The following is a 26,393-nucleotide window of genomic DNA, read 5'->3' on the forward strand; positions in this document are numbered from 1 at the left end:
CGTAGGAGAACCCCTCATGACCGTTGGCGTACTGCACAACAATTCACCCGAGGGCCGCGCCGCACTGGCGGCCGCCGTTCGAGAAGCACGCATCCGAGAGACGGACCTCGTCGTCCTGCACGCACTGTCGGGATCTGCCGAACCGTCCGCCGAGGCGGCCGAGACGCAGGCAGTGTCCACTTCGGTGGAGACCGCTCTGACCGACATCGACCACGCCGACGCCGTTACCTGGACCGTGGCGGTGGGTAGGCCCGATCCCGATGCCGTCAACACCCTGCTGACACTGGTCGAGGAACAGAAGTCCGAGATCCTCGTCGTCGGGTCGCGCCACCGTTCGGCCGTCGGCAAGTTCCTGATGGGACAGACGATTCAGCGGCTGCTGCTCGAGATTCCGGTTCCGGTTCTGCTGGTCAAGTCCGGAGTGTGAGTGTCTCCGACCGCGCCGGAAAAGTAGTGGGGCACAGCCTCCGATGGATCGGCCTCGCAGCCGTATCCGTCGGGGGCTGGGCCCTTTTCGCGGCGCTGGGGCTCACAGCACCGTCGTTGTTCGCGGCGCTCGTCGTCGCCGTGGTCTTCGCACTGACCGGTCTCGGACCCGCGGCCGTCCCCCGTCCATTGTCGATGGCGGCGCAGGGGACCCTGGCGGTGACGATCGGGCTGATGCTCGACACCGAGACACTCGGTGCGTTGGGCGAGAACTGGATTCCCGCCGTTCTCGTCGGCGCGGGAACGCTGGTCGTCAGCGCCGGCTGTGGCGCGCTGCTGGCCCTGCATCGCGATGTCGACCCGGTCACCGGCGCACTGTCCCTGATCGCGGGTGGCGCAACGGGTCTGGTGTCCATCGCCCGGGAGCTCGGCGGCGACGAGCGCATCGTCGCCGTGGTGCAGTACCTGCGCGTTGCACTCGTGGTGGTCACGATGCCCTTGATCGTCACGTTCGCCTTCCACGCCGACTCCGGCAGTGGTGCGGCGAGAGAGGAGATCTCGACGCCCTGGTATCTCGGCACGGCCTTTCTGCTCGGAGCCGTCGTCACGGGGATCGTGCTCGCGCGTCTGATCAGACTGCCGGCACCGGCAACGCTCGGACCGCTGATGGTGGCGGGCGCATGCGAGCTGCTCGGGTGGCCCGTGGACATCTCGGTGCCCACGGTCCTGCTGCCGGTGGCGTTCATCGTCATCGGATGGCAAGCGGGACTTGCGTTCACGACCGCGAGCCTGCGGGCCATCGGACGGATATTTCCGTGGGCGGCGCTGTTGGTCCTCTCGATCGGCTTGGTGTGCGCACTGTTCGGTTGGGCGCTCTCCGCCGTCACCGGGGTCAGCATGCTGACCGGTTACCTCGCCACCACCCCCGGCGGGTTGGCCGCTGTGCTGGCGGTGTCGGCGACGACCGGATCGGACGTCACCTTCGTGGCGTGCGTTCAGGTGATCCGGCTGGTGTCGATGCTCGTCGCTGCGCCACTCGCCGCAGCCGCGTACACCAGGCTGGCCGAACGCAAGAAGGCCAGGGCGGCGAGCGAATCAACCGTCGGCGCGGGGTAATTCGACCCGGAAGGTCGCGCCCTGCCCCGGGGTGCTGTGCACTCGCACCGTGCCTCGGTGAGCGGCGACCAACGCCGCGACGATCGACAGCCCAAGCCCGCTGCCGCCGCTCTCCCTGGTCCGCGAGGAATCGGCTCGATAGAAGCGCTCGAAGACGTGCGCGGCCTCCTCCTCTCGCAGACCCGGCCCGGTGTCCTGTACTTCGAGCAGCACCGAAGACCGGGTGGTCCCGACACACACGGTGATCGACGCGGATTCGGGCGTGTGCCGAACCGCGTTCCCGACGAGGTTCGCGAGTACCTGCCGCAGCCGAGCATCGTCACCGTCGACCTCAGGAATTCCCGGTCCTGCCAACACCTTCAGCGAGATGTCGCGCTGCGGCGAGACCGCCTTCGCGTCGTGCACGGCGTCGGCGGCGATGGTGAGCAGATCGACTCGGCGTACTTCGAGGGGTCGTTGGGCGTCGAGGCGCGCGAGCATCAGCAGGTCTTCGACGAGCAGTCCCATGCGCGCCGACTCGCCCTCGATTCGGTTCATCAGCACGGCGATGTCGCTCATCGCACCCTGCCGGTACAGCTCGGCGAACCCGCGGATCGTCGTCAGCGGCGTCCGTAGTTCATGACTGGCGTCGGCGACGAAGCGGCGCATCCGATCCTCGGACGCACGTGCCGCCTCCTCCGAGGCCGCAGTTGCGGCGAACGCGCGCTGAATCTGCGAGAGCATTCCGTTCAGGGCCGCCGACAGCCGGCCCACCTCGGTCTTCTCACTCCACTCGGGCACTCGGCGATGCAGATCCCCGGCAGCGATGGCCGCAGCAGTGGTCTCCACCTCACGCAGCGGTCGCAGACTGCGCCGCACCACGAAATACGCGATCACGGCCAGGGCCAGCAACACCGCTGCTCCGATGTAGAACTGAAGTACCGCGAGCCTGCTGACGGTCTGCTGGTTGGCGCTGAGCGACATTCCCACGGTGGTGGAGCCTTCGTTGTTGGTCACCGTGATCACCCGCCATTGTTTCGACGGGTCACCCTCGGAACCGACGGTCGTCGGGATGGCCGACGGCGTGCCCGACAGATCCGGAACATCCTCCGCCACATCGTTGATCGGGCCGCGGACGGTACCGTCGTTGGCCACCGAGCGAACGAAGAAGTTGGACGGCGGTCTGTTCGGGTTGGGTTCGTCGACCGGAAAAGGCGGGCGTTCTCCACCCGGCTTCGCCCACCCCTGGGACGCCTCGATGAGTTGACTGTCCAGCCGACGCATCAGCGAGGTCTCGAGCGAGGAGGTCACTGCAACCCCCGACGCCAGCAGACCGAGCCCGACCAGAAGCAGCAGCGCTGCGACCAAGGTGAAACGCAGCGGCAGACTCCGAATCCGACCTCGAATGCCCGTCACCGTGGCTGACGCATGACGTAGCCGACTCCCCGCAGTGTGTGGATCAATCGGGTATCACCCGTATCGACCTTGCGGCGCAGGTACGAAACGTAGGACTCCACCACTCCCACTTCGCCGCCGAAATCGTAGTGCCACACGTGGTCGAGAATCCGCGGCTTGCTCAGCACGGTTCCCGCGTTGACCATGAAGTACCGCAGCAACGTGAATTCGGTGGGTGAGAGCGAGACCGGCTCGCCTGCCTTCCACACCTCGTGGGTGTCGTCGTCGAGTTCGATGTCTGCGAACGCAACTCGGGACGGCTGAGTGTCCTCGCTCTTGCCCGATCGCCGCAGGATGACCCTGAGCCGGGCCACCACCTCTTCGAGCGAGAACGGTTTGGTGACGTAGTCGTCCGCACCGAGCGTCAGGCCGGTCACTTTGTCCTCCACCGAATCTCGCGCGGTCAGGAACAGGGCGGGGGCATCGATTCCGTCCGCTCGGAGCCGGCGCAACAGACCGAAGCCGTCCATGCCGGGCATCATCACGTCGAGAATGAGAGCCTCGGGCCTGAAGTTGCGGGCCTTGTCCAGAGCCTCGGGACCGGACGACGCCGTCGCGACCTCGAACCCCTGGAATCGGAGGCTGACCGACAGCAGCTCGACGATGGTCGGTTCGTCGTCGACGATCAGGACTCGTGCCTCGGGTGTCTCGCTCACGGTGTCCATCATCGTCCGGGAAGCTGCTCGTCCGCTGCACTCTCGCTGTGAGGTTGCTGTGAGCCACCGACAGCTGTGAGCCACCGGCAGCACGGTGGAACCCCGGAGGAGGCATGATGGCAGCGATGCTCGACGCGAAGACGGACGGCCGATTCAGGACTCGGCCTCCCGTGTCATCCATGCACGTATTCGCAACTCTGCTCGTGTTGGGCATCGTCTTCGGTGCCGACGCCACCCGGTGGGTCGACTCGTCCCCCGCGCTGCAGACCGGAGCGACGGTCTTCACCGGGATCTTCGTGCAGGCGACGCCATTCCTGGTGCTCGGTGTGCTCGTCAGCGGAGGCATCGCCGCATTCGTCTCACCCGCTGTTCTGCAGAAGGTGGTGCCGAAGAACGCCACCGCTGCTGTCGGAGTGAGCGGTCTCGCGGGAATGGCCTTGCCCGGTTGTGAGTGCGGAGCCGTTCCCATCTCGCGTCGGCTGATGGATCAGGGTGTGCCGACGTCTGCAGCTCTGGCGTTTCTGCTCTCCGCACCGGCGATCAACCCCGTCGTCCTGGTCTCCACCGCAGTGGCCTTTCCCGGCGAACCGGCGATGGTTCTCGCGCGGTTCTTCGGCTCGCTCGCCACCGCACTGGTGATGGGCTGGTTGTGGACCAGGTTCGGCAAGGCCGAGTGGATCACCGCTCGACTCGCGGATCGCGAACACCGCCACGGAACCTCGAAGTGGGAGACCTTCCGTGAGTCGGCGCGTACGGACCTGCTCCAGGCCGGAGCTTTCCTCGTGTTCGGAGCAGCGGCTGCCGCGCTGCTGCACCTGGTGGTGCCCGACTGGGTGTTCGCCCATCTCGCCGGGCAGCTGCTGCTGTCGATCCTGGTGATGGCCGTGCTCGCGGTGATCCTGGCGTTGTGCTCGGAGGCCGACGCATTCGTCGCGGCGAGCATGTCGATGCTGCCGCTGCTGCCGCGGCTGGTCTTTCTGGTGGTGGGACCTGCTGTCGATGTGAAGCTGATGGCGATGCAGGCGGGCAGCTTCGGACGCGGCTTCGTGGCTCGCTTCGCTCCCCTGACCTTCGTGGTCGCAATCGTGTGCGCCTCGGTGAGCGGCTACCTGTTTCTGGGTGCGCGATGAAACGCGAGGTGCAGAATCTGCTGCTATTGCTCCTCGGCGGAGCGATGGTCAAGATCTCGTGGGACGGCAGCTTTGTGCGATACGTCAAACCGTCGCTGCATCCGTATCTGCTGACCGCCGGGGTGTTGATCGTCGCCCTGGCGATCGCGTCGATCGTCGCCGACATCCGCCGCGGTGGGCCCGGTGACGACGGTCATGATCACGATTCGCGTCCGTACTGGCTGCTCCTGGTCCCGCTCGCGGTCATCCTGTTCATCGCACCACCCGCGCTGGGAGTCTCGGCGGTCGGCGATCGATCCGTCACCTCGGCGGCCGATCGTCAGAGGACAGCGTTTCCACCCCTGCCGGACGAGCGCGCACCCGAGGTTCCACTGCTCGATGTTGTGCAACGCGCGGTCAGGGACACCGAAGGCAGCCTCGACGGACGGGAGATTCGCGTCACCGGATTTGCCGTCGCGACCGCGAACGGAGGCTCGCCGCGCGCCGACGGAACGAGAGAAGGCATCGACCTCGCTCGCATTCTCATCATCTGTTGCGCGGCCGACGCCAGGTCCGTTCGCATCCACCTCGACGCAGGTAGCGCAGCTCTCGACGACATTCCGGACGGCACCTGGCTGCAGATATCGGGAACCGTCGACGCTGCCACGGCGACGGAGGACACCGCGTTCACACCCACGATGACGGTGTCGACGGTCGAGCGAATCGAGGCACCGGCGAACACGTACGCGTACTGACACTGTGGCCACTGTCGGCCAAAATTGGTACGATCGTACAAGTCACTTCCGACAATCGGACGAGCGCACCGTACCCGAACAGCGACAAGACGGTGCAAGGAGTGATTTCTCATGGCTTGGATCATTCTCGTCGTCTCCGGCGTCCTCGAAGCAGTCTGGGCGACAGCACTCGGTAAGTCCGAGGGCTTCACCAAACTCGGACCGTCCGTCGTCTTCGGAGTCACGGTGGTGCTCAGCATGATCGGCCTCGCGATCGCGATGCGCTCGTTGCCCACCGGCACCGCCTACGCCGTCTGGGTGGGAATCGGTGCCACCCTCACCGTCACGTACGCCATGATCACCGGTGCCGAATCCGCCTCGCTGCTCAAGGTTGCGCTTCTGGTCGGCATCGTCGGATGCGTCGTGGGACTGAAGGTTCTTCACTGATTTTCTGGGCTACGAGCAGTTACAGTAAAACGATGAACTGGGTGTCAGCGATCACATTGCCCGCGCGCGCCGGAATTGCCATCGCCGAGCAGGCGATCGGCGTCGCGGAGGTCGCGCTGGCGACCACCAGGATGGCCTTGGCCACCGGTGCGTCCGGCACCGCAGGTGTCGCCTCGCTCGCCAACCCGCGCGGTGGCACGATGCAGCTGCTCGCCCAGCTCGGCCAGCTCACCTCCGACGACCGCGCCCTGGGCAATGCACTCAAGGAAGGCGGGCCACTCGATCGCCTCCTCGCCCAGGGTGGCGTCGTCGACCGCCTCACCTCCGAGGACGGCACCCTCGAACGACTGCTGTCCCCGGGCGGCCCGGTCGAGCGAATCCTGGCTCCCGGCGGCCCCTTGGACCGACTGCTCGCCGAGGACGGACCGCTCGAACGACTCCTCGCGGAGGGCGGCCTACTGGACCGCATCACCGCCACCAACGGACCGCTCGAACGACTGACGGCAAAGGACGGCCCGCTCGAGGTGCTCACGCGTCAGGACGGCCTCATCGAACGGGCCATCGCCGAGGAGGGCATCCTCGAAACGCTTCTCGCCGAGGACGGTGCCGTCGAGCGTTTGACGGCCAAGGACGGTCCGCTCGATCAGTTGGTCAAGCTCTCGGAAACGCTGACATCGGTGGCCCCGAACATCGAGCGGATGAGCATCTCGATCGACATCCTGCAGGATTCTGTGGAGATCCTCTCGGCTGCCGTTCACCCGCTGGGAGAGCTGGTCGGACGACTCCCGAGTCGCTGGCTCAAGAGCGGCAAGCAGTCGGTTCACGAGCTGCACTGACGCCCCCGGCCGGTGGCCGGCACCGCCGACAGGCTGTCTGCTGGCCCGTCCTTGTGGAACGGAGAAGGCCGGTGTTACAAGGCCGATTACCTATCGACATCTCCAGTCAAAGTAGTTGTCAGTCAAATCTTCCCGTCTTTCGATACCAGCTACGAGACCAGCTTCGGCCTACGCAGGGTCGGCCAGGTTCTCATTCTGCAGCTGGAGGTAGAGGTCGCAAGATCGGTTGGCGGCAAGCGCTTGGCCCGCGACGTTCAGCGGGCAAGCGAAAGCAACCAATCTCAAATCTGATATTTCTGGCGCCGCTTCCTGAACGCATCTTCACCTCCGTCCAGGATTAAGCACGCATGCTCCCGTGTACCACAAACTTTCAGAGCCTCCGCATGATCTATCATCGGCCCACTGTGCTCCAAAGAGCCAGATCTGTAATCGAAAGTCCGCCCATTTGCATTCGGCCGGTCGTCTCCATGCCTGTTCGCAACAATTATCTGTTCAGAATCCGCTCCGACTGCTAGGTTCGCGTCGTGAGTAACCATTATTATTTGCCGGTCTGACTTCCTTTTCACGAGATAAGGAACAATTTGTTCAAAAATGGACCGGCTATCAAGGTCGTCTTCTGGCTGATCAATAAGTAGAGGCCATTTATCGGTTGACTCGTTGAGGATTAACGTCAATGCAAACAGAGCTTGCTTCCCAGGGGTCATCGTTGAAACCGCGAAACCTCCCACCCTGTCCCCATCGAGTTCAGCAAAATATCGAACCTCAGGCGTGGCTTGTAGCACTGCAGTCGCTACATCGGCCGGACTTCTTCCTTGCTTCACTTTCTGCGTGCCTGAGGCCAAAGCACGCATGAATACTTCTGGGTTGGCTTGCACATGCGCTAGATCGAGCACTTTATCTTCGGTTAAGAATGGACTCTTGTTTTGTTTGTGGAGATCTTGACTCAGCGCGTCAACGGTGTCAGGGTTCAGGGAAATCTCCATACCCAGTACCATTTCGTCCAACTCATGCCGTCGCCGATCAAATACAGTGCGAAGCGTTGCTAACGCTTCGTTACGTGTGCCCAAGGACCCCTTCACCGAATTCACTGATTCAGCCTGCTGCGCGGCCAGTCGTAAAATCGCCTCTTTCTGGACCTCTATGCGCTTTAGCGCCTCCACCTGGTTTTGATGCCGCTGGACAACCGAATCCAGCTCGGCGTTCATAGCGTTCATTGCGATAAGATCGGCGTTTTCCGCCTCCAGTCGCTGACCAGAGAGGCGGGCTTCACGCAAATCAGCCTCCAGTTGTGTACGAGCGTTGACCAACAAGTTCGAGAGAGATTCGAGAATGGATTCGCGGGTACTTATTACTAGGTTGGTGATCTCAGTTGCGAGAGTCTGATCCACATCGGAAGGGATCGGAATGGTTTCGACTTGGACGCCCACGGCTTCCGTTACCGCCCAGTTTTGTAGCTGCCCTGCGCTGATCCCACCGTCCGCCTGAGGCTCCACGTACACCGATAGCTGCCGTATTTTCTCCTCAATCTCGGCTGCGTGCACTCGCGAAGTTGCGATGGCCTCAATAACCTTTTCATATTGCTGCACCTGCTCCGGCGTCAACGAAGACTCATCCCGAAGCTTGTTGATTTCGGCTGCTAGCTCATCCCTCACCGCAGCGATTCCATCGGGATCGCCCATAGATCGCAGGTCTTGCTCCGCCTTCTCGATCTTCAGAGAAAGGTCGAACCAGAGCTTGATTGCGTGTTCCATCGCGGAATCTGCCGATTCAAGGTCGGCTGTCGCCCGTTCCGTTGCAGCCCGAAACTCGGCATCATCACGAAACAGCGCGGGCTTTATCTTCTGGGTGATCTCGTCAGGGCGCTCACTGATCGCGTACAGAGAGTTTTGCGGAATATAGATAACCTGCCCAGAGCCGCCTGACGTACCGCCCCAATTTACTTGACACGTGCCAGCAGGCACTTGCGACCAACGGTAACCTGCTGCCGGACCTGCCGCTTCTGAATTGGCCGCAATTCGCGCGGCGATCTGCTGCTCAACCGTTAGCTGCGGATCGACTGCGTGTGAGATGTAAGCCAGGAGAGACGATTTTCCGGAAGACCTACTACCAATGATGGAGCAGAGATTCTGATTGAACTTGATTTCAGCAGGAAAAGTACTGGTATCAGAGAAAGACACGCTTGAAATGACGTTGTACGGTTCCTTAGAATCTGGCATCGTCGGCTGTATTCGCACCCTGTCTAACGGTTCAATCAAAGTTTGACGCAGCCCAGAAAAAGTTGGATCGGCTTTGACCCAAGTCACTTCAGTTTGGTTGGGACCATCTAAGATCGATTTTCCAAGCCGGTCCTTGAGATCGTCGAATGTATGAGCGTCGCAGCCGGAGAAAACCGGCTTTGCACGGATTTCATCATGCTCATTCTCTAGACGCGACGTGTTGAGAAAATACTCGCTGCTCGTCGACCTACCAAAGAAACCGTCAGACATTTTGTCAATCTCGTCAGTCAAGTTCGCTTTGCGTTTTGCTCCACGCTGCGCGCGTATGCCATCGCCCTTCGCAGAAGTCAAAATAAGGACACTATCCTGCTGATCGTTCTTCATCCCGAAGGTATCTCTAATCGCATCGGCAATCGCTTTCCGGGTTACCGTCGCGGAACCGAGGTGCTCTGCAGTCTTGAGGTCACGGCAAGACATTTTCCGATCGTCTGATGTGTGCAGCTCGGTTCGCAACGAACGCATAAACCGGTCTGCATCGTCTACGGTCAGGCTATCAGAGAATATTAGGTGCAGATTTACTTCCTCCCCCGCCTTGTTGACAGCCTCATTCAAGCGAACCTCCATGTTCGGAAGAAAACGTTTGTCAGACGTGGGATATTTGCGCCTGAATGCAGCTACAAAATCAAAGTAGCGATCTAAGTTGAAGTAATCTGTAATTCCAACGACGGCAACATCCGAAGCCTCGACAAGGGTGGAGAATCTGTCCCAGTCTGGTTCACCGTTGGGCAGCATTGTGTAGCGGTTCTCGGCACCGGTTGCGCTTGGGACGTGGACATGAAGGTCCCACTTTCTCCACTCAGACCCTCTGGCGTACTCGACCTCGTAGCTGCTCATGGTGCGCCGTCCTCTTTCACTCCGGACCCGGTTCAGTGCTTTAGACACTAGCGGCGCAGTCCGACAGAAGACCATCCGGTATGCGGTTCGTACAGCTCTTGCGCCATGCTTCGCTGTGGGCATCATTGATCTCCGGAAGATGGGACCCGACAGGGGTGCCAGAAACGTTTCTGTCACCGATATCAGTGTCAGAGTCGACTGCGTTCACGGGCTACCCAGCGGCCATTAATTTTGGGTCCGTGCGGGCGGCCGACCATCAGCAGGTCACGTCGGTGGTTCAAATGCACTACGCAGGCATGCGTGGTCAGAGTTGCGAGGGTGCGCGTCAAAGGCGGGGATCTCGGCATCCGCCAGTCTGGCGCGCACAACGGGGTCGTCGTCGATGAATGCGCGGAGCCAAGCTCGGTATTGGTGGGTGACAGATCGGGCGTGGAAACGCTTGGTCTGCCAGGCTGGTTATGGGTGTAGTTCGTCCGGGAGGGGCGAATCCGGTGTTGATCAGGGCGGCGTCGGGAATGTGGGCGGAGAACTCTTGGCACCGAGGCTCGGCCGGCCGTTCCTCGGCGGCAAGTAGGGATTGGTAGGCGTCGAGGTCCGCGAGGACTCCGTCGACGTCGATCAGCACCACCCGATCGTCGCCAGGTCGAGTCACGGGCGGCGGCGGAATTGCCGGGTGCGGGAGCGGTGGCCAGCCGCAATGCGGACTGCCCGTTTCCATGCGGGAATGCAATCACCCCTGGGCAGGGGGACCGCGCGAGCGGCGAGGCTGGGTCCGTCGAGTAGAACCGGGATCACACACGTGGCATCAGCCATCTTGGCCATGATGGCGAGGTCGCTGAGGGTTCGAAAGCAGAGGTAACGGTTCGATGCCGTCTGCTGCAGATGTTAGCGCTCACACTGGTCAACTGGGTTGCGGAAAATAATCTTTGACATTGCCGATGTTATCGCTCACACTTTCGTCTTGATGTGATGTGAGGCACATGCGAGGCCTCGACCAACGACTTTCGAGATCTGATTTCACCGAGCAGGGAGAAACGATGAAGTTTCGACATCTACCCATGGCCGCGGCCGCGGTGGCACTGGCCATCACGGTCACCGCATGCGGATCGAGCACCAAGACCGCGGACGTCGAGCCGGCCGACGGAGGGAGCACGGCAGGCGCGCTGATCGGCGTGACGATGCCGACCAAGTCCTCGGCTCGATGGATCGCCGACGGCGACAACCTCAAGAGCGCGCTCGAGGGCCAGGGCTACAAGGTCGATCTGCAGTACGCAGAGAACGACATCCCCACTCAGGTCAACCAGATCGAGAACCAGATCACCCAGGGCGCAAAGCTTCTCATCGTTGCCTCGGTGGACGGCACGGCCATCACCACGCAGTTGCAGGAAGCCAAGGACAACGGCATCGGCGTCATCGCGTACGACCGCCTCATTCGCAATTCCCCCAACGTCGACTACTACGCGACGTTCGACAACTACAAGGTCGGCGTCGACCAGGCCACATCGTTGCTCGTCGGCCTCGGACTGAAGAACGAGGACGGTACCGACAAGGCCGACGCCCCCGCGGGCCCACTGAACATCGAGGTCTTCGCCGGATCGCCCGACGACAACAACGCCACGTTCTTCTTCGACGGCGCGATGGAGACTCTGCAGCCGTATCTGGACGCCGGAACCCTGAAGATCGGCAGCGGCGAATCCGATTTCGAGACGGCCGCAACACTTCGCTGGGATCCGGCGACCGCACAGAAGCGCATGGAGGATCTGCTCACCAAGACGTACTCCTCGGGCCAGCAGGTGCAGGGCGTGCTCTCTCCGTACGACGGCCTGTCGATCGGAATCCTCTCCGCGCTCAAGAGCAACGGCTACGGTACGGCCGGTCAGCCGTACCCCATCGTCACCGGTCAGGACGCCGAGGTGCCGTCGGTGAAGTCGATCATCGCCGACGAGCAGTACTCCACGATCTACAAGGACACCCGGGAACTGGCCGAGGTCACGATTCAGATGGCTCAGTCCATGCTCGACGGCCAGACGCCGGAGACGAACAACACGACGGACTACGACAACGGCGACAAGGTCGTTCCCGCGTACCTGCTGCAGCCCGAGATCGTCAACAAGGGCAACTACGAGCAGCTGCTGGTCGAAGGCGGCTACTACACCCAGGACCAGTTGAAGTGAGTTCGGAGATGACGAGCCACATCTTGCAGATGCACGGCATCACCAAGACGTTTCCGGGAGTGAAGGCTCTCCAGGACGTCACGTTGACGGTCGAGCGCGGTGAGATTCACGCGATCTGCGGCGAGAACGGTGCCGGAAAGTCGACTCTGATGAAGGTCCTGTCGGGTGTCTACCCGCACGGAACCTTCGACGGCGAGATCGTGTTCGACGGTAAGCCGTGTGCGTTCTCCGACATCAGGAGCAGCGAAGCCGAGGGCATCGTCATCATTCACCAGGAACTCGCGTTGAGTCCGCATCTGTCCATCGCCGAGAACATCTTTCTCGGCAACGAGCGGACCAGGCGCGGGTTCATCGACTGGAACCGCACCAACTCCGAGGCCGCAGCCCTACTGAACCGGGTAGGGCTGCGGGAGAACCCCGTCTCCGTGGTGGGCGATCTCGGCGTCGGCAAGCAGCAACTCGTCGAGATCGCGAAGGCACTGTCGAAAGACGTGACGCTGCTCATCCTCGACGAACCGACTGCGGCACTGAACGATTCGGACTCTTCTCATCTCCTCGACCTGCTACGCGGTCTGCGAGACGAGGGAATCACGTGCGTGATCATCTCGCACAAGCTCAACGAGATCGCCGCTATCGCAGACCGGACGACGATCATTCGCGACGGCCGAACCATCGAGACGTTGGACATGCGCAACCCGGAGGTCACCGAGGATCGCATCATCTCGCTGATGGTCGGCCGCGATCTCGAGCACCGGTTCCCTCCCCACGAATCCACTGTGGGAGCGGAAGTTCTGCGCATCGAGGACTGGACCGTGCACAGCCCCACCCAGCACGGCCGAACCGTCGTCGACGGGGCGAATCTGACGCTGCGCCGTGGTGAGATCGTCGGCCTGGCCGGGTTGATGGGTGCCGGACGCACCGAGTTGGCCATGAGTGTCTTCGGACGCAGCTACGGCATCGACATCTCGGGGCACCTGTACAAGTACGGCAAGGAAATTCACGTCAAATCCGTCAGCGACGCCATCCATCACGGAATCGCGTATGCCACCGAGGACCGAAAGCGATACGGCCTCAACCTGATCGACGACATCAAGCGCAACATCTCCACTGCCGCGCTCGACAAACTGGTGACCGGCGGTTTCGTCGACGACAACCAGGAGTACAAGGTCGCCGAGGGCTTTCGGAAGAGCATGAACATCAAGGCACCGAACGTCTCCGCCGTTGTCGGCAAGCTCTCCGGCGGCAATCAGCAGAAAGTCGTGCTGAGCAAGTGGATCTTCAGTGATCCCGATGTGCTCATCCTCGACGAGCCGACGCGAGGAATCGACGTCGGCGCGAAGTTCGAAATCTATTCGATCATCAACGGTCTCGCCGACGCGGGCAAGGCAGTTCTGGTGATCTCCTCCGAGCTACCGGAACTGCTCGGGCTGTGCGACCGGATCTACGCGCTGTCCGCAGGCCGGATCACCGGTGAGGTGACTCGCGAGGACGCGACACAGGAATCCCTCATGCATCTCATGACCCGTGGAACAGGAGTACTTCGATGAATCAGCTCATCACCGTCCGGGGGCTGCTCACGCGAAACCTCCGCCAGAGCGGGATTTTCATCGCGTTCGCGTTGATCATCCTGCTGTTCACCGTTCTCACCGGCGGCCAACTCCTGGTGCCGCAGAACATCAGCAACATGGTGGTGCAGAACTCGTACATCCTCATCCTGGCCATCGGCATGGTCGTGATCATCATCGCGGGCCACATCGACCTGTCCGTCGGATCGGTCGTCGCGGCGACCGGAGCGATCTCCGGTGTGCTGATGGTCCAGCAGAACGTGCCGTGGCCGCTCGCAGTGCTCATCACGCTGATCATCGGCGGTCTGATCGGAGCCTGGCAGGGCTATTGGGTTGCGTACTTCGGCATTCCGGCGTTCATCGTGACCCTGGCGGGCATGCTCATCTTCCGCGCCGTCACCCTCATCGTGCTCGGCAACCAGGGCATCGGACCGTTCCCCGGACCCGTACGAACGCTCGCGAACGGCTTCCTCCCCGGCTTCCTGGGAAATGTGGGTCTCGGTCCGCTCGGCGGTGCGGACATCTTCACCTTGCTCGTCGCGATCCTCGCAGTGGCCGCAATCGTGTTCGGCCAGTGGCGTTCTCGAACGGGACGGCAGAAGTACGGTCAGGCCGTCGATGCGATGCCGCTGTTCCTGCTCAAGATGGTTCTGGCCGGCGGTCTGGTTCTCGCCATCGCCGTCCAGCTGGCGCGCTTCAAGAACCTGCCGTACGTGCTGATCCTTCTCGCCGTACTGGTGATGGGTTATTCCACGGTGGCAGGCCGGACGGTGTTCGGTCGGCACGTGTACGCCATCGGTGGAAACATTCACGCTGCGTCGCTCTCGGGCATCAAGGTCAAGCCGGTCACCTTCTGGATCTTCGTGAACATGGGCGTGCTGTCCGCACTCGCCGGAATCATCTTCGCCGGCCGCCTCAATCAGGCCGGACCCACCGCGGGCAACGGCTTCGAGCTCGATGCGATCGCAGCGGCCTTCATCGGCGGCGCAGCGGTGCAGGGCGGCGTCGGCCGCATCGTCGGCGCGCTGACCGGGGGGCTCATCATCGCCGTGATCAACAGCGGGATGTCGCTCATCGGTTCGCCCAGCGAACGCGTTCAGCTGGTCAAGGGCCTGGTACTCCTCGCCGCGGTGGCGTTCGACATCTGGACCAAGCGCCGAGCAGCGAGCGGTAAGGGCAGCAAGGGCGACAAAGCCGCGCCGCCGAGCAGCTATCTGGGGGTGCCCGTGCCTGCCGAGATGTTCTCCGGTGCCGAGCCCGGTAAGCCCGCGCCCACCACGACCGGTTCGGCGGTGACCACACCCACGTGAACCACACACCCACATAAACCACGCAGTCGCGGGCACCGCAGCCCCGGGCATGCTGTGATTGTCTTCGACCACGAAGGGAGGCTCGGAAAAGATGACACCGACTCGCGGACCCGCCATGACCGATGTCGCCCGGCTCGCAGGCGTGTCCCATCAGACCGTCTCCCGCGTCATCAACGGTCATCCCAACGTGACCGAAGCGACGAGAACCAAGGTGGATCAAGCGATCTCGGAACTCGGCTACCGGCCGAACACTGCGGCTCGCGCTCTGGTCACCGGCCGCAGCAAGACCATCGGAATCGTGGGAACCGGAAACGCTCTCTACGGTCCGGTGTCGACGCTCTACAGCGTCGAGTACGCGGCCCGCCACGCCGGCTACTCCGTGGTGGTCGGCGTTCCCACCTCGTTCGACGAGTCGGCCATCATCACCTGTGTGCGCCGGTTGCAGAAGCAGGGTGTCGACGGCGTCGTCGTCATTGCGCCCCTGCGAACCGACGGCGGCGACATCGCCGATCTGGCCGGGGAGCTGCCGCTCGTCGCCGTCGAGGGTTCGCCTGCCGGTGATCTGGCCGTCGTATCGGTGGACCAGATCGCCGGAGCCAGGGCCGCAACCGCACACCTGCTCTCGCTCGGACACCGCGCCGTATGGCACGTCGCCGGCCCGCTGGGGTGGTACGAGGCCGCCGACCGCGTCACCGGATGGCGGATGGCCCACGAGGATGCCGGCATAGAACCACCGGCCACTCTCAGCGGCGACTGGACCGCGAAATCGGGATTCCGGGCAGGCAGCGAACTGGCCGGGAACGCCGACGTCACCGCAGTGTTCGCAGGTAACGACGCCATGGCTCTCGGGGTGCTACGCGCACTGGAGGTCCACGGCAAGCGAGTACCGGAGGACGTCAGCGTGGTCGGCTTCGACGATGTTCCCGACGCAGAATTCTTCTCGCCGCCCCTGACCACCATCCGCCAGGAATTCACCGACGTCGGCGTCCGAAGCGTCGAAATTCTGCTCGACCAGATCGACACCGGAAACCGAAGCACCAGACGTTCGAGCATCGAGCCGAGCCTGGTGATCCGAGCGAGCACCGGTGCCGCACGTGCATAGAACCTCGTAGCCTGCTACGAGTTTTCGCTCACATGCGCAGCTGCAGTTCCACCAATAGACGCGCGTCGGCGTCGGTCAGATCGAGGTCCAGAATCTGCTCGACGCGGCGAATGCGGTAGCGCAGGGTGTTCGGGTGAATGTGCAGTCGCTCGGCGGCGGCGCGAACGTCGCCGAAGCACGCCAGATAAGTCTCGAGACTCTCGCGCATTCTGGAGTCGTTGGTGGCGTCGTATCGGTCGAGGGCGGTGATGCGCGGGTCTCGCAGCTGTTCGTGATTGGCGATCAATTCCAGGATTTCGCCCAGCAACACAGAGGTTCTCGACTCCTCCAGCGTCGTGACGCGCACCTCGCCGGTGGTGCCGTCGAGCACTCGGTCGACCTCGAATCTGGCCACCGCCACCCCGTCGAGATCGGCGATCGGTGCGGCGACCGCGGCTCGCAATGCCAGCGAGGTACGCGTCTCGATCCGCCCCACGGCATCGGCGGTCCACGCCGCAATCCCCGTGCCCGACGCCACCCCGGGAAACAGTGCGTAGATTCTCTCACCGATGGTGGTGACCAACGAGTCTCGTCGAAAAGCGCTGGCATGCAGTCGAACAGACGGTGCCAGGGCGCTGATCTCGAACCCCCCGCAGGCAGCGAATCCGACGACCGCCGCGGATCCCGAGGTGGGTATCGACAGCGCCGACGCCAGTGAAGGGACGTCGACACCGCCGCCCCTGGCCCCGAGCAGGCGCTGAATCTGCAGGGCCTCGTTGGTCGGGGCGTTCGCGATGCGGGTGATCAGGCGGGCCGCGACGGCCGAGGCACCACGCAGCACCGCGTCGGCATCGGCGGCGAGCGGGGCGGCACCCTCCTGCACCCAGATCGTCCCGAGAGTCGTTGGGCTGCCGGATATCCGACGGATTCCGACCGCGAGGCGTCGACGAATTCCCAGTTCGGCATCGGCTGGCACGTCGATCACCTCGTCGGTGCGGCGGAGTCGATCGAACACGCCTCGCTCGTGCAGTCTGCGCAGATAGTCGGCCGGCCCCTCGCGTCCGAGGATCGACAGAGTCCGCAGTTCGTCGGCCGCGTCGTCGGATGCCGAGTAGGCCAACACATGCGAGCGCTCGTCCTCGATACTCACCATGCCCTTCGTCAGTGACGCCACCGTCTGCGCGAGTTCGTAGAGGTCGGTGTCGGCTCCGAACAGTCCGTCGTCCGGGCTCTGGGCGCGAACCTGGTCCAGGACTCCACGCATCATCGACAGCAGCAGCTCCCACCGTGTCTGCTGGTGCACCGCAACCAGTGCGATGCCCGTCTCCCGCGCACCGTGGGACAGCGCAGTCGAGGCGGCCACTTTGGTCAGCACTGCGAGTGGTCGGTCTGCGATCGGGCGCAAGACGAGATCGTCGAACCACCGCACCACATCGGCCTCGGTCACGCCCACCAGCAGCGTCAGATCGGAGGATGTTCCCGGAGGCAGGCGCAGGTCGTCGGCATCGAGCAGCGCGACCGACTCGACTGCCATGTCCGTTCCTGCGGGCGCAAGGATGAGTTCGACGACGGCGCTGTGCAGTGAGGTCAGCATGGAACGCAGCGACACCGTGTTGGCCATACGGACAAGTAGATCACAAATTCTTTGGCCGAAGGGCTGATTGAACGCCGTGCGGATCGGACTTCAATGGGCACCACACATCGAAGACGAGGAGCAGCCATGGACGCCGTCACATCCGTCCCCACCCCCACCAACGAGCCGGTCAACACCTACGCCCCGGGTAGCCCGGAACGGGCCCGCTTGCGCAGCCGTCTGGGCGAGCTCCGGAGTTCCCCGGTGGAGATCCGTCAGGTCATCGGCGGCGTTCACCGACAGGCCGACGGCCCGGTCGAGAACGTCGTCGAACCGCACAAGCACTCGTCGATCATCGGCAGCTTCACCGGTGCCACTCACCAGGATGTGCGCGACGCCATCGACGCCGCGACGGCAGCCGCCCCCGCCTGGCGCGACCTTCCCTTCGACGAGCGCGCCGCGGTGTTCCTGCGGGCCGCCGATCTACTGTCCGGCCCGTGGCGCGAAAGAATCGCTGCCGCAACGATGCTCGGTCAGTCCAAGTCGGCCTACCAGGCGGAGATCGATGCACCCTGCGAGCTGATCGACTTCTGGCGGTTCAACGTCGCGTTCGCTCGGCAGATTCTCGCCGAGCAGCCGATCTCGGCACCGGGAGTGTGGAATCGCGTCGAATACCGTCCGCTCGAGGGCTTCGTCTACGCCATCACCCCCTTCAACTTCACCGCCATCGCAGGCAACCTCCCTACCGCACCTGCCTTGATGGGCAACACCGTGCTGTGGAAGCCCTCGCCCACCCAGGCAGTGGCCGCGTATCTGACGCTCCAGTTGCTCGAAGCTGCAGGTCTGCCACCGGGGGTGATCAACCTGGTTCTCGGCGACGGGCCGATGGTATCCGAAGTGGCCCTTGCCGATCCGCGTCTGGCCGGGATCCATTTCACCGGGTCCACGGCGACATTCCAGACGCTGTGGCGCGAGGTGGGCAACAACATCTCGAACTACAACTCGTATCCACGGCTCGTGGGCGAGACCGGCGGCAAGGACTTCATCGTCGCGCACAGCTCGGCCGATCCGGATGTGCTGACCACCGCCATGATTCGCGGCGCGTTCGACTTCCAAGGACAGAAGTGCTCGGCAGCGTCCCGGGCCTTCGTACCGAAATCGCTGTGGGCTTCGATGGGCGATAAGTTCATCGAGCAGGTCTCGGCTCTGAAATACGGCGACGTGACCGACCTGTCCAACTACGGCGGAGCGGTCATCGACCGAAAAGCGTTCGACCGCAACGCAGCTGCTCTCGATCGAGCGAAGTCCGTCTCGAGCCTGACCATCGCTGCAGGCGGTACCTGCGACGACTCGGAGGGGTACTTCGTCTCCCCCACGGTCCTTCTCGGCGACGATCCCACCGACGAGGCCTTCACCACCGAGTACTTCGGCCCCATCCTCGCCGTCCACGTGTACGACGACGCCAAGCCCGACGCCTATGCCGAAACGCTGCGCACCGTCGACTCCGGATCGAAGTACGCATTGACCGGAGCGGTCATCGCCACCGATCGCACCGCCGTCGAACAAGCCCATGCGGCATTGCGATTCGCCGCAGGCAACTTCTACGTCAACGACAAGCCGACCGGCGCGGTGGTGGGACAGCAACCGTTCGGCGGAGCCCGCGCGTCGGGAACCAACGACAAGGCGGGCTCACCGCAGAACCTGCTGCGATGGTCCTCGGCCCGCACCGTGAAGGAAACGTTCGTCCCGCCGACCACTCACGGCTACCCGCATCAGGAAGGTGAGGGCACGCGATGACCACTCTGCTGAGCAACCCGCTGCGACCGGCACTGCTGGCGGCCGCACGTTCGCCGAAACTGCAGGCGACGGTGACACGTCTACGCGCCACCCGGTCCCTCGTCGACCGCTTCGTGGCGGGCGAATCGGAGCCCGCTGCCGTCAGCGCAGTCGACGCCCTGCTGGCGTCGGGCCGGTTCGTCTCGGTGGACTACCTCGGTGAGGACACCACCGACCGAGGCCAGGCGAGGGCAACCGTGGACGCGTACCTCTCACTGATACAACGCTTTTCGACGCGAGATGCCGATGCAACCGCACTGGAGATATCGCTCAAGCTGTCCGCGCTCGGCCAGGGAATCGACCGTACTCTGGCACTGGAGAACGCACGGACGATCTGCACTGCCGCCGCCGCGGCCGGGGTGTGGGTGACGGTGGACGCCGAGGACCACACCACCACCGATTCGACCCTGTCGATCGTCCGCGAACTGCGCGTGGACTTCCCCGACCTGGGCACCGTGTTGCAGGCGTACCTGCGGCGCACCGAGGCCGACTGCCACGACCTGTCCGGACCGAGATCTCGTATCCGACTGTGCAAAGGTGCGTACAACGAACCGTCGTCGGTGGCGTTCCAGAGTGCACGGGAGGTCTCCGACTCCTACCTCCGGTGTCTGCAGGTCCTGATGAACGGCCGCGGCTACCCGATGGTGGCCTCGCATGACCCGCAGATGATCGAGGCGGCGGACAGGTTGGCGTCGGCTGCAGGACGGTCGTCCGAGGAGTTCGAGTTCCAGATGCTGTACGGAATCCGAGATCCCGAACAGCGGCGACTCGTGGGCGCCGGGCGCAACGTACGCGTGTACGTCCCGTACGGATCGCAGTGGTACGGCTACTTCATGCGCAGACTGGCCGAGCGTCCGGCGAACCTGATGTTCTTCGCGCGGTCGGTGCTCTCGCGCACGTAGAAGGTGCACCGCCCCACCCGGTCGCCGCAAACGCGCGCGCGTTTGCCAGGTGCGCGCAGTATCGCGTCGTATCCGAGGCGATTTCGCGCGCATTCGACGAATGCGCGCGCGTTTGCGGATCTCAGGGTCGGCCACCGCGTCCCACCGTGGATTAGGTTCTGCGACATCGGGGCACCCTGGCTGCATGGCAAATTACAGAGTTATCGATCCGCATGGAACCGTCGCCGCGACCAAGGACATTTCCAGTTCCGAGGACGCGCACGCCTGGTTCAAGGACAGCCGCGCCGACAACGAGGAGTTGGGGTGGCGACTCGAGGTCGAGCACGACGGCGAGTGGGCGTTCTTCAGCGACTCCGAGGGAACCAAAGACTAGTTCGGTTGCACCGCAGGGATTTCGGACGGCTCCGCAGGTCGGCTCAGCCGAGCGCGGGGCCGTCCGCTCTTACCCGAGGTAGTGAACGAACAGTGGGCAGCCCCTGTACTGGAGCTGCCCACCTCTTGTCGCGGCGATGACCGCCGGAGTATTACTGGTCGTTCGAAGGACGAGCCGTCGGAATCGTGGACTCGAGGTCGGCGACCTGGATCAGACGTGAGACCGAGCGTCCTGCGACGATCGACCATGATGCTTCGATGCCTGCCGTGTACTCACGGACTGCATCGAAGACGGTGAGACCTGCGATGCCGAAGAATTCGACATTGGACAGGTCGAGGGTGACATGCCGTTTGCTGGACACGCGGCTGCAGACGAAATCGGAGAACATCGGCGCGCTGCGCATGTCGATGTCGCCGTGGACGGCGACGACGAGCGAGCCGTCGGGACCGTCGTGCGCGGTAAAGATTGCTCCGGTTGCTGCGACGGACACGGACTTCTCCGCGACAGTCACCGGGGTGGTTCGAACTTTGTTGCCTGAAGATTCAACACTCATGGCAGATCCCATCGATCGGTCGAACTGAGGGGGAAACCGATTGACGCAGCGGGAGCAGAATGTTGCCTGACCCGGACGCCGACTTCGCTGCGTTTCCCCGTGACCGGCTGTTAGCTCAACCGCGGCCAACCTTACGGCAACTGCACGCTCGGAGTCCAGCATTGGCTCGAGCAGGCCGCCCACCAGCGTTTCGAACACTGAACCCGGGCGCAGCCCCTACGCTCGACCGCTGCTTCCCAGGTCGGCGTGATGTTCTCGCATGGCTCCGATGAGCGCTTCGAACACCCGATGCGCGGCGGCGAGATCGGCATCGGGAAGGTCCGCCAACGCGGTGCTCGTGCGCCTGCCGAGGGGCCCGAAGAACCCGCGAGCGACCTCCATCCCATGCTCGTCGTATCGCAGAATTACCTTGCGGCGATCGGATGCGTCGGATTCGCGGCGGATGTGACCGGAGGCGATCATGCGCTCGACGAGGTAGGTCATCGCCGCGGACGACAGCCCCAGCATCGTGCCCAGCTCCCCCGCCGTCAGCGGCGCACCCTCGACGTCGGCAACCATGACGTGAAGAAGCGCACGAAAGTCGTTGGGCCGCAGGCTGTGCAGAGCACCGAACACTTGGCCGATCTGTTCGGAGACCGACGACATCGCTCGTAGATCCGCGGCAATCGCGGATTCGAGGTGGTTTCGGTCGGCCATGTCGGTGGTAACTCCTTCGCTGCGGTCAACGTCAGACTACTGCCCGCAAGAGATTCAGTTGCTTAATATCTAAGTAAATGAGATTGTTTGACCGTGGACAGCACTCGAACCGAGAACAAGACCGTCTGGGACCGCGTCGCGGCTGCGGCCACCGGGCGCAGATCCGGCGCCCTGGCGGCAGCGATCTTCATCCTCGCGGTCGCCGTGATGGGGTTGGTGGGCAGCAACGATTCCGCCGACCAATCGCCCAACTCGTTGCCGACATCGGCCGAGTCCTACCAGGTGGACGAGCTCCTCTCCCAGTTCCCCGACTCCGACACCGCACCCGTGATTCTGGTGCTGAGCCGCGCCGACGGTGGCGACCTGACACCGGCCGATATCGAGGGCGCAGCTGCCGCACAGAGCAGGCTGCTCGCCGTCGATCGCTCGGTGCCGGACGAGCCCGGCCCGCCCCCGATCGTCGCACCCGACGGCAAAGCTGCGATTGCGCTGGTCCAGGTCGATTCCGAGTTGTCGGGCTTCACGCTCAACGAACTCATCACCGAACTGCGGTCCGCTGCAACCGACGGCCTCTCGCCCGATCTGACTGCTCAGGTCACCGGCGGACCCGCGTTCGGTGCCGACATCGCGAACTCCTTCTCCGGTGCCAACATCACGCTTCTGGCCGTCACTGCACTCGTGGTCGCCGTCCTCCTCATCGTCACCTACCGATCACCGATCCTGTGGTTGGTGCCCTTGGCCGTCATCGGTTTCGCCGACCGATTCGCCACCACCGTCGGCACCGTGCTCGCCGAGGCCACCGGCCTCTCCTTCGACGGTTCGACCTCGGGAATCACCAGCGTCCTGGTGTTCGGTGCAGGCACGAATTACGCACTGCTGCTCATCTCTCGATACCGCGAGGAGCTGCGTCGCGAGTCCGATCATCGCCTCGCCCTGCACCGCGCCGTTCGCCAGGCCGGCCCCGCCATCCTCGCCAGCAACGCGACCGTCGTGCTGGCCTTGCTGACCTTGCTCCTGGCGATGCTGCCGAGCACCCGCAGCCTGGGGGCGCTGGCCGCGGCCGGACTCGTCGTCGCAGCAGTGTTCGTCCTGTTCGTACTGCCGCCCCTGCTGGCACTGTGTGGCCCGAAGCTGTTCTGGCCGTTCGTTCCCAAGGAATCGGACCGGGACACCACCACTGAGGGCGTGTGGCACTCGATCGCCGCAGGCGTTGCCCGACGCCCCGTAGCCACCGCCTCGGTCACGATCGTCGCGCTCCTGGCCTGCTGCGCCGCACTGTTCGGGACCCAGATCGGTCTCTCGCAAACCGAGCAGTTCCGCGTCACCGCCGAGTCCGTCGAGGGCTTCGACACTCTCTCGCAACACTTTCCGGCCGGGTCCGCCGATCCGATGACGGTCCTCGCTCCCACCGCAGACATCGACGCAGTCATCGGCACCGCTCAGGGCATCGACGGAGTCGTCTCGGTCGATCGCGTCGCAGATTCCGATACCGGGCTCACACGCTTGTCGGTCGTCACCGATGCGGCCCCCGCATCCGACGAGTCGTTCGCCGTCGTGAAGGACCTCCGCGCCGCAGTCACCGGCGTGGACCGAGCACAGGTAGGCGGCAGCGACGCCAAGGCACTCGACACCTCCGACGCAGCGGCCCGCGATCGCCTCGTGGTCATTCCCGCAATCCTCGTGGTCGTGCTCGCCGTGCTTCTGGTGCTGCTGCGCGCCCTCATCGCACCCGTGATCCTGGTTGTCACAACGGTATTGAGCGCAGTGGCCGCGATCGGGATCGGCAGCTGGGTGAGCCTGCACGTCTTCGGATTCCCCGCCCTCGACGACAACACTCCGCTGTTCGCGTTCCTGTTCCTGGTAGCTCTCGGCGTGGACTACACCATCTTCCTGGTCACTCGCACCCGCGAGGAGACGCCCGAGCACGGCACCAGGTCTGCCATCGTGCGGGCCGTGTCGGCCACCGGAGGTGTCATCACGAGCGCGGGAATCGTTCTGGCAGCCGTCTTCTGCGTGCTCGGCGTCCTACCGCTGATCACCCTGACCCAACTCGGCATCATCGTCGGACTCGGCATTCTGCTCGATACCTTCGTGGTACGTACCGTCGTGATTCCCGCCCTGTTCACCCTCATCGGCCCGGGGATCTGGTGGCCGAACAGGATCGACTCGAGCAAGAACACAACACAAGGAGCAAATTCATGAAGATCCGCAACGCATTCGGCCGAACCGCACTTGTCGGTGCCCTCGCCGCAGGCGCACTGCTGACCGCGGCCCCGGCTCAGGCTCAGCCGGTCGGGCCCCTGGGATCGGTCGGTCTCGAGCCACTGGCTCCGATCCCGTCACTCGATGTCGAGCGCTACCTGGGCACCTGGAACCAGGTTGCCGCGGTGCCGCAGCCGTTCAACCTGATCTGCGCCCGCGACACCCAGGCGAACTACCAGATGATCGACGAATCCAACATTCGCGTCGAGAACACCTGCACCACCTGGACCGGTGGCGAGAACCGCATCGTCGGCAACGCTCGGGTCAACGACACCGTCACCAATGCCCAACTGCACGTGAGCTTCCCGGGAGTGCCCACCCAGGAGAGCCTCGACGGGCCGACCAACTACATCGTCGCCTACATCGCCGACGACTACTCGTGGGCGTTCGTGGGAAGCCCCAACCGCACGTCCGGATTCGTGCTCAAGCGCACGCCCGACGTCAGCGTCGAGCAGTTCCGCGGGATCCGCAGCGTCGTCGAATCGCTGGGCTACGACTCGAACTTCATCACCACGACGCCCACCCCGGGCGGCGCGACGACGATTCAGCAGCTCTCGACGGTGTAAGTCCGACGGAGCCGCACCACCCCTCGTGCGCGTTTTGCGTAGCTCTGGGTACGCAAAACGCGCACGAGCTCCGGCGGAGCCGGATTCAGCTCGCGGACAGGATCGAGATCGCGAAGATCAAGCTGTCTCCCGGCTCGATTCCGGCCGCCGGATTGCCGGTCGCGTATCCGTCGGCCGAGGTTACTGCCACGGCGACGGTCGAGCCGACAGTCTGTCCGGCGATGGCCTTCTGGAAGCCGGCGACGACGCCGTCGAGTGGGAATTCGACCGGTGCACCCCGATCGAAGCTGCTGTCGAACGTCTCCCCGGTGCGTCCGTTGACGCCCATGTAGCAGACGGACACCTCGGCGTCGGCTGCGATGACCGGCCCGTCCCCCGCTGCCAGTGTTTCGACCTGCGTCTCGGCGACGCTGAACGGTGTGTCGACGGTGACCGCGGGCGCGGCCGTGTCGGTGGATCCGACGACGGCGATGCTGCCGGAGTCCCCGTCGAGCGTCCATTCGGGGGTGGCTGCGGCGTCGGGTGTCGCCGTGGGGCAGGTGCTCGAGGCGGCCGGGGCAGCAGCGTCGGACGAAGCGGACGACGTGGAGGTCACCGGGGACGAGGAGTCCGAGTCCGAGCTGCATGCACCCGTCAGCAGGACGAGCGAGACGGAGGCGGCCAGGAACATGGTGCGGGTGTAGGAGTGATTCACCGCGCCCACGCTACAAGTACTGCCTCCGATGCCCGTCACACTGCGGCGCGGAGTACGTCTGCGACCGGGGTCGATGCTCGACCGATCAGGGCCTGCAGGTCTCCGGAATCGGAGTCGAGCTCGCCGCGAGCGATTCCTGCGTCCGCGCTGGCCAACATGCTTGCCACGAAGTCGGGCAGTCCCGCGCCCTGGAGAATCGCGGTGTACTCGGACTCGGAGACGTCCTTGTAGACGATCGGCTTGCCGGAGATCTCGCTGATGACCGCCGCGAGCTCGGCGTAGGTGAGGCGTTCGTCGCCGCCGAGCTCGTAGATCTTTCCGCCTTGATCATCGAGTGTCAGCACGGCGGCGGCCGCGGCGGCGAAGTCGACGCGAGACGCGGCGGCGAGCTTGCCGTTGCCTGCCGCACCGAGGAGCACTCCGCCCTCGATGGTCTGCGCGAGCGAGCCGAGGTAGTTCTCCCAGTACCAGCCGTTGCGCAGGAATACCGCGGGAATGCTGGACGCGGCGAGGCGTTCCTCGGTGGCCTTGTGCTCGGGCGCGAGGCTCACTCCGGACGTATCGGCGGCGAGCAGGCTGGTGTAGGCGATGAGGCCCACTCCGGCACCCTCCGCTGCCTCGATCACGTTGGTGTGCTGCGCAATTCGCTGACCTACCTCCGAGCCCGAGACGAGCAGCAGCTTGTCGACGCCCGCGAGAGCCGCCGTCATCGCGGCGGAATCGGAGTAGTCGGCGACCCGAACCACGACGCCTCGTTCGGCGAGCGGCGAGGCCTTGTCTGCGTTTCGGACGATCGCCACGATCTCGGCGGGTGCGACGCCACGCTCGATGAGTGCGTCGACGACGAGTCCGCCGAGGTTGCCCGTTGCTCCGGTTACCGCTGTGGTCATGATCGAGCTCCTGAGGTTGAGGTTTCAAGTACCACATCACTATGCACTTA

The 26,393-nt window shown here is 63.8% G+C and carries 23 protein-coding genes and 1 riboswitch; of the genes, 15 read left to right on the forward strand and 8 right to left on the reverse strand.

Going from position 1 to position 26,393, the window contains the following annotated elements:
* Positions 1 to 16 precede the first annotated feature (16 nt).
* Both AB0366_RS02995 and AB0366_RS03000 read left to right on the forward strand, forming a co-directional pair.
* Complete coding sequence (locus AB0366_RS02995) at positions 17 to 427, forward strand: universal stress protein (RefSeq protein WP_366242634.1); 411 nt, start codon at positions 17 to 19, stop codon at positions 425 to 427.
* Positions 424 to 1,542, forward strand: coding sequence for an AbrB family transcriptional regulator (locus AB0366_RS03000; RefSeq protein ID WP_366242635.1), 1,119 nt, complete (start codon positions 424 to 426; stop codon positions 1,540 to 1,542). Before AB0366_RS02995 ends, AB0366_RS03000 begins: the two co-directional genes overlap by 4 nt.
* Here AB0366_RS03000 and AB0366_RS03005 read toward each other — a convergent pair.
* Positions 1,522 to 2,907 carry a HAMP domain-containing sensor histidine kinase gene (locus AB0366_RS03005; RefSeq protein ID WP_366242972.1) on the reverse strand — a complete coding sequence of 462 codons (1,386 nt, stop codon included), beginning with the start codon at positions 2,905 to 2,907 and terminating at the stop codon, positions 1,522 to 1,524. The genes AB0366_RS03000 and AB0366_RS03005 overlap by 21 nt on opposite strands.
* 26 nt (positions 2,908 to 2,933) lie before the next feature.
* Entirely contained in the window at positions 2,934 to 3,641 is a 708-nt protein-coding gene (locus AB0366_RS03010) for a response regulator transcription factor (RefSeq protein ID WP_366242973.1), read from the reverse strand.
* A gap of 170 nt (positions 3,642 to 3,811) precedes the next feature.
* On the opposite strand from AB0366_RS03010, the gene AB0366_RS03015 reads away from it, so the two are divergent.
* The 4 genes from AB0366_RS03015 (at position 3,812) to AB0366_RS03030 (ending at position 6,758) form a co-directional block, all read left to right on the forward strand.
* A complete protein-coding gene (locus tag AB0366_RS03015; protein ID WP_366242636.1) occupies positions 3,812 to 4,762 on the forward strand; it encodes a permease in 951 nt (316 codons plus the stop codon).
* Entirely contained in the window at positions 4,759 to 5,496 is a 738-nt protein-coding gene (locus AB0366_RS03020) for a TIGR03943 family protein (protein ID WP_366242637.1), read from the forward strand. The genes AB0366_RS03015 and AB0366_RS03020 overlap by 4 nt, the downstream gene beginning before the upstream one ends.
* A 36-nt stretch (positions 5,497 to 5,532) precedes the next feature.
* A riboswitch (guanidine-III (ykkC-III) riboswitch) is annotated at positions 5,533 to 5,595 on the forward strand.
* 12 nt (positions 5,596 to 5,607) lie between these two features.
* On the forward strand, positions 5,608 to 5,922 hold the full coding sequence (locus AB0366_RS03025; protein WP_366242638.1) for a multidrug efflux SMR transporter: 315 nt from the start codon (positions 5,608 to 5,610) through the stop codon (positions 5,920 to 5,922).
* A 32-nt stretch (positions 5,923 to 5,954) separates the two neighbouring features.
* A complete protein-coding gene (locus AB0366_RS03030; RefSeq protein ID WP_366242639.1) occupies positions 5,955 to 6,758 on the forward strand; it encodes an ABC transporter in 804 nt (267 codons plus the stop codon).
* Between the two features lie 281 nt (positions 6,759 to 7,039).
* Here the strand turns inward: AB0366_RS03030 and AB0366_RS03035 are convergent, their stop codons facing one another.
* Complete coding sequence (locus AB0366_RS03035; RefSeq protein ID WP_366242640.1) at positions 7,040 to 9,868, reverse strand: TrlF family AAA-like ATPase; 2,829 nt, start codon at positions 9,866 to 9,868, stop codon at positions 7,040 to 7,042.
* A 1,037-nt stretch (positions 9,869 to 10,905) separates the two neighbouring features.
* Between AB0366_RS03035 and chvE the strand changes: the two genes are divergently transcribed.
* The 4 genes from chvE to AB0366_RS03055 all read left to right on the forward strand — a co-directional run bounded on the left by chvE (position 10,906) and on the right by AB0366_RS03055 (position 16,019).
* Complete coding sequence (gene chvE, locus AB0366_RS03040; protein WP_366242641.1) at positions 10,906 to 12,042, forward strand: multiple monosaccharide ABC transporter substrate-binding protein; 1,137 nt, start codon at positions 10,906 to 10,908, stop codon at positions 12,040 to 12,042.
* Between the two features lie 8 nt (positions 12,043 to 12,050).
* Positions 12,051 to 13,589 (forward strand): multiple monosaccharide ABC transporter ATP-binding protein, encoded by a 1,539-nt coding sequence (gene mmsA, locus AB0366_RS03045; protein ID WP_366242642.1) that lies wholly within the window; start codon positions 12,051 to 12,053, stop codon positions 13,587 to 13,589.
* Complete coding sequence (mmsB, locus tag AB0366_RS03050; RefSeq protein WP_366242643.1) at positions 13,586 to 14,917, forward strand: multiple monosaccharide ABC transporter permease; 1,332 nt, start codon at positions 13,586 to 13,588, stop codon at positions 14,915 to 14,917. The genes mmsA and mmsB overlap by 4 nt, the downstream gene beginning before the upstream one ends.
* Before the next feature lie 91 nt (positions 14,918 to 15,008).
* Positions 15,009 to 16,019, forward strand: a complete 1,011-nt coding sequence (locus tag AB0366_RS03055; protein WP_366242644.1) for a LacI family DNA-binding transcriptional regulator — start codon at positions 15,009 to 15,011, stop codon at positions 16,017 to 16,019.
* Positions 16,020 to 16,047: 28 nt separating this feature from the next.
* On the opposite strand, the gene AB0366_RS03060 is transcribed toward AB0366_RS03055, so the two are convergent.
* Positions 16,048 to 17,619 carry a helix-turn-helix domain-containing protein gene (locus tag AB0366_RS03060; RefSeq protein ID WP_366242645.1) on the reverse strand — a complete coding sequence of 524 codons (1,572 nt, stop codon included), beginning with the start codon at positions 17,617 to 17,619 and terminating at the stop codon, positions 16,048 to 16,050.
* A gap of 99 nt (positions 17,620 to 17,718) precedes the next feature.
* Here AB0366_RS03060 and pruA point away from each other — a divergent pair, with 99 nt between their 5' ends.
* The 3 genes from pruA to AB0366_RS03075 all read left to right on the forward strand — a co-directional run bounded on the left by pruA (position 17,719) and on the right by AB0366_RS03075 (position 20,682).
* Positions 17,719 to 19,368 (forward strand): L-glutamate gamma-semialdehyde dehydrogenase, encoded by a 1,650-nt coding sequence (gene pruA / locus AB0366_RS03065; protein WP_366242646.1) that lies wholly within the window; start codon positions 17,719 to 17,721, stop codon positions 19,366 to 19,368.
* A complete protein-coding gene (locus AB0366_RS03070) occupies positions 19,365 to 20,309 on the forward strand; it encodes a proline dehydrogenase family protein (RefSeq protein ID WP_366242647.1) in 945 nt (314 codons plus the stop codon). The genes pruA and AB0366_RS03070 overlap by 4 nt, the downstream gene beginning before the upstream one ends.
* Positions 20,310 to 20,493: 184 nt before the next feature.
* Entirely contained in the window at positions 20,494 to 20,682 is a 189-nt protein-coding gene (locus AB0366_RS03075) for a hypothetical protein (RefSeq protein WP_121870857.1), read from the forward strand.
* Between the two features lie 151 nt (positions 20,683 to 20,833).
* Here the strand turns inward: AB0366_RS03075 and AB0366_RS03080 are convergent, their stop codons facing one another.
* Together AB0366_RS03080 and AB0366_RS03085 are read right to left on the reverse strand one after the other, a co-directional pair.
* Entirely contained in the window at positions 20,834 to 21,172 is a 339-nt protein-coding gene (locus tag AB0366_RS03080) for an STAS domain-containing protein (RefSeq protein ID WP_366242648.1), read from the reverse strand.
* A gap of 279 nt (positions 21,173 to 21,451) precedes the next feature.
* Positions 21,452 to 21,931, reverse strand: a complete 480-nt coding sequence (locus tag AB0366_RS03085) for a MarR family winged helix-turn-helix transcriptional regulator (protein WP_366242649.1) — start codon at positions 21,929 to 21,931, stop codon at positions 21,452 to 21,454.
* A gap of 207 nt (positions 21,932 to 22,138) precedes the next feature.
* On the opposite strand from AB0366_RS03085, the gene AB0366_RS03090 reads away from it, so the two are divergent.
* Both AB0366_RS03090 and AB0366_RS03095 read left to right on the forward strand, forming a co-directional pair.
* A complete protein-coding gene (locus tag AB0366_RS03090) occupies positions 22,139 to 24,133 on the forward strand; it encodes an MMPL family transporter (protein ID WP_366242974.1) in 1,995 nt (664 codons plus the stop codon).
* A complete protein-coding gene (locus tag AB0366_RS03095; protein WP_366242650.1) occupies positions 24,130 to 24,759 on the forward strand; it encodes a lipocalin family protein in 630 nt (209 codons plus the stop codon). The genes AB0366_RS03090 and AB0366_RS03095 overlap by 4 nt, the downstream gene beginning before the upstream one ends.
* A gap of 85 nt (positions 24,760 to 24,844) precedes the next feature.
* Here AB0366_RS03095 and AB0366_RS03100 read toward each other — a convergent pair whose 3' ends face one another.
* The gene (locus tag AB0366_RS03100; protein WP_366242975.1) at positions 24,845 to 25,429 is read right to left on the reverse strand and encodes an FKBP-type peptidyl-prolyl cis-trans isomerase; all 585 of its coding nucleotides are present in this window, start codon (positions 25,427 to 25,429) and stop codon (positions 24,845 to 24,847) included.
* A gap of 59 nt (positions 25,430 to 25,488) precedes the next feature.
* Positions 25,489 to 26,343, reverse strand: coding sequence for an SDR family oxidoreductase (locus tag AB0366_RS03105; RefSeq protein WP_366242651.1), 855 nt, complete (start codon positions 26,341 to 26,343; stop codon positions 25,489 to 25,491).
* Positions 26,344 to 26,393: the final 50 nt, after the last annotated feature.

The sequence above is a fragment of the Rhodococcus sp. NPDC076796 genome, assembly GCF_040702765.1.
Lineage (GTDB): Bacteria > Actinomycetota > Actinomycetes > Mycobacteriales > Mycobacteriaceae > Rhodococcoides.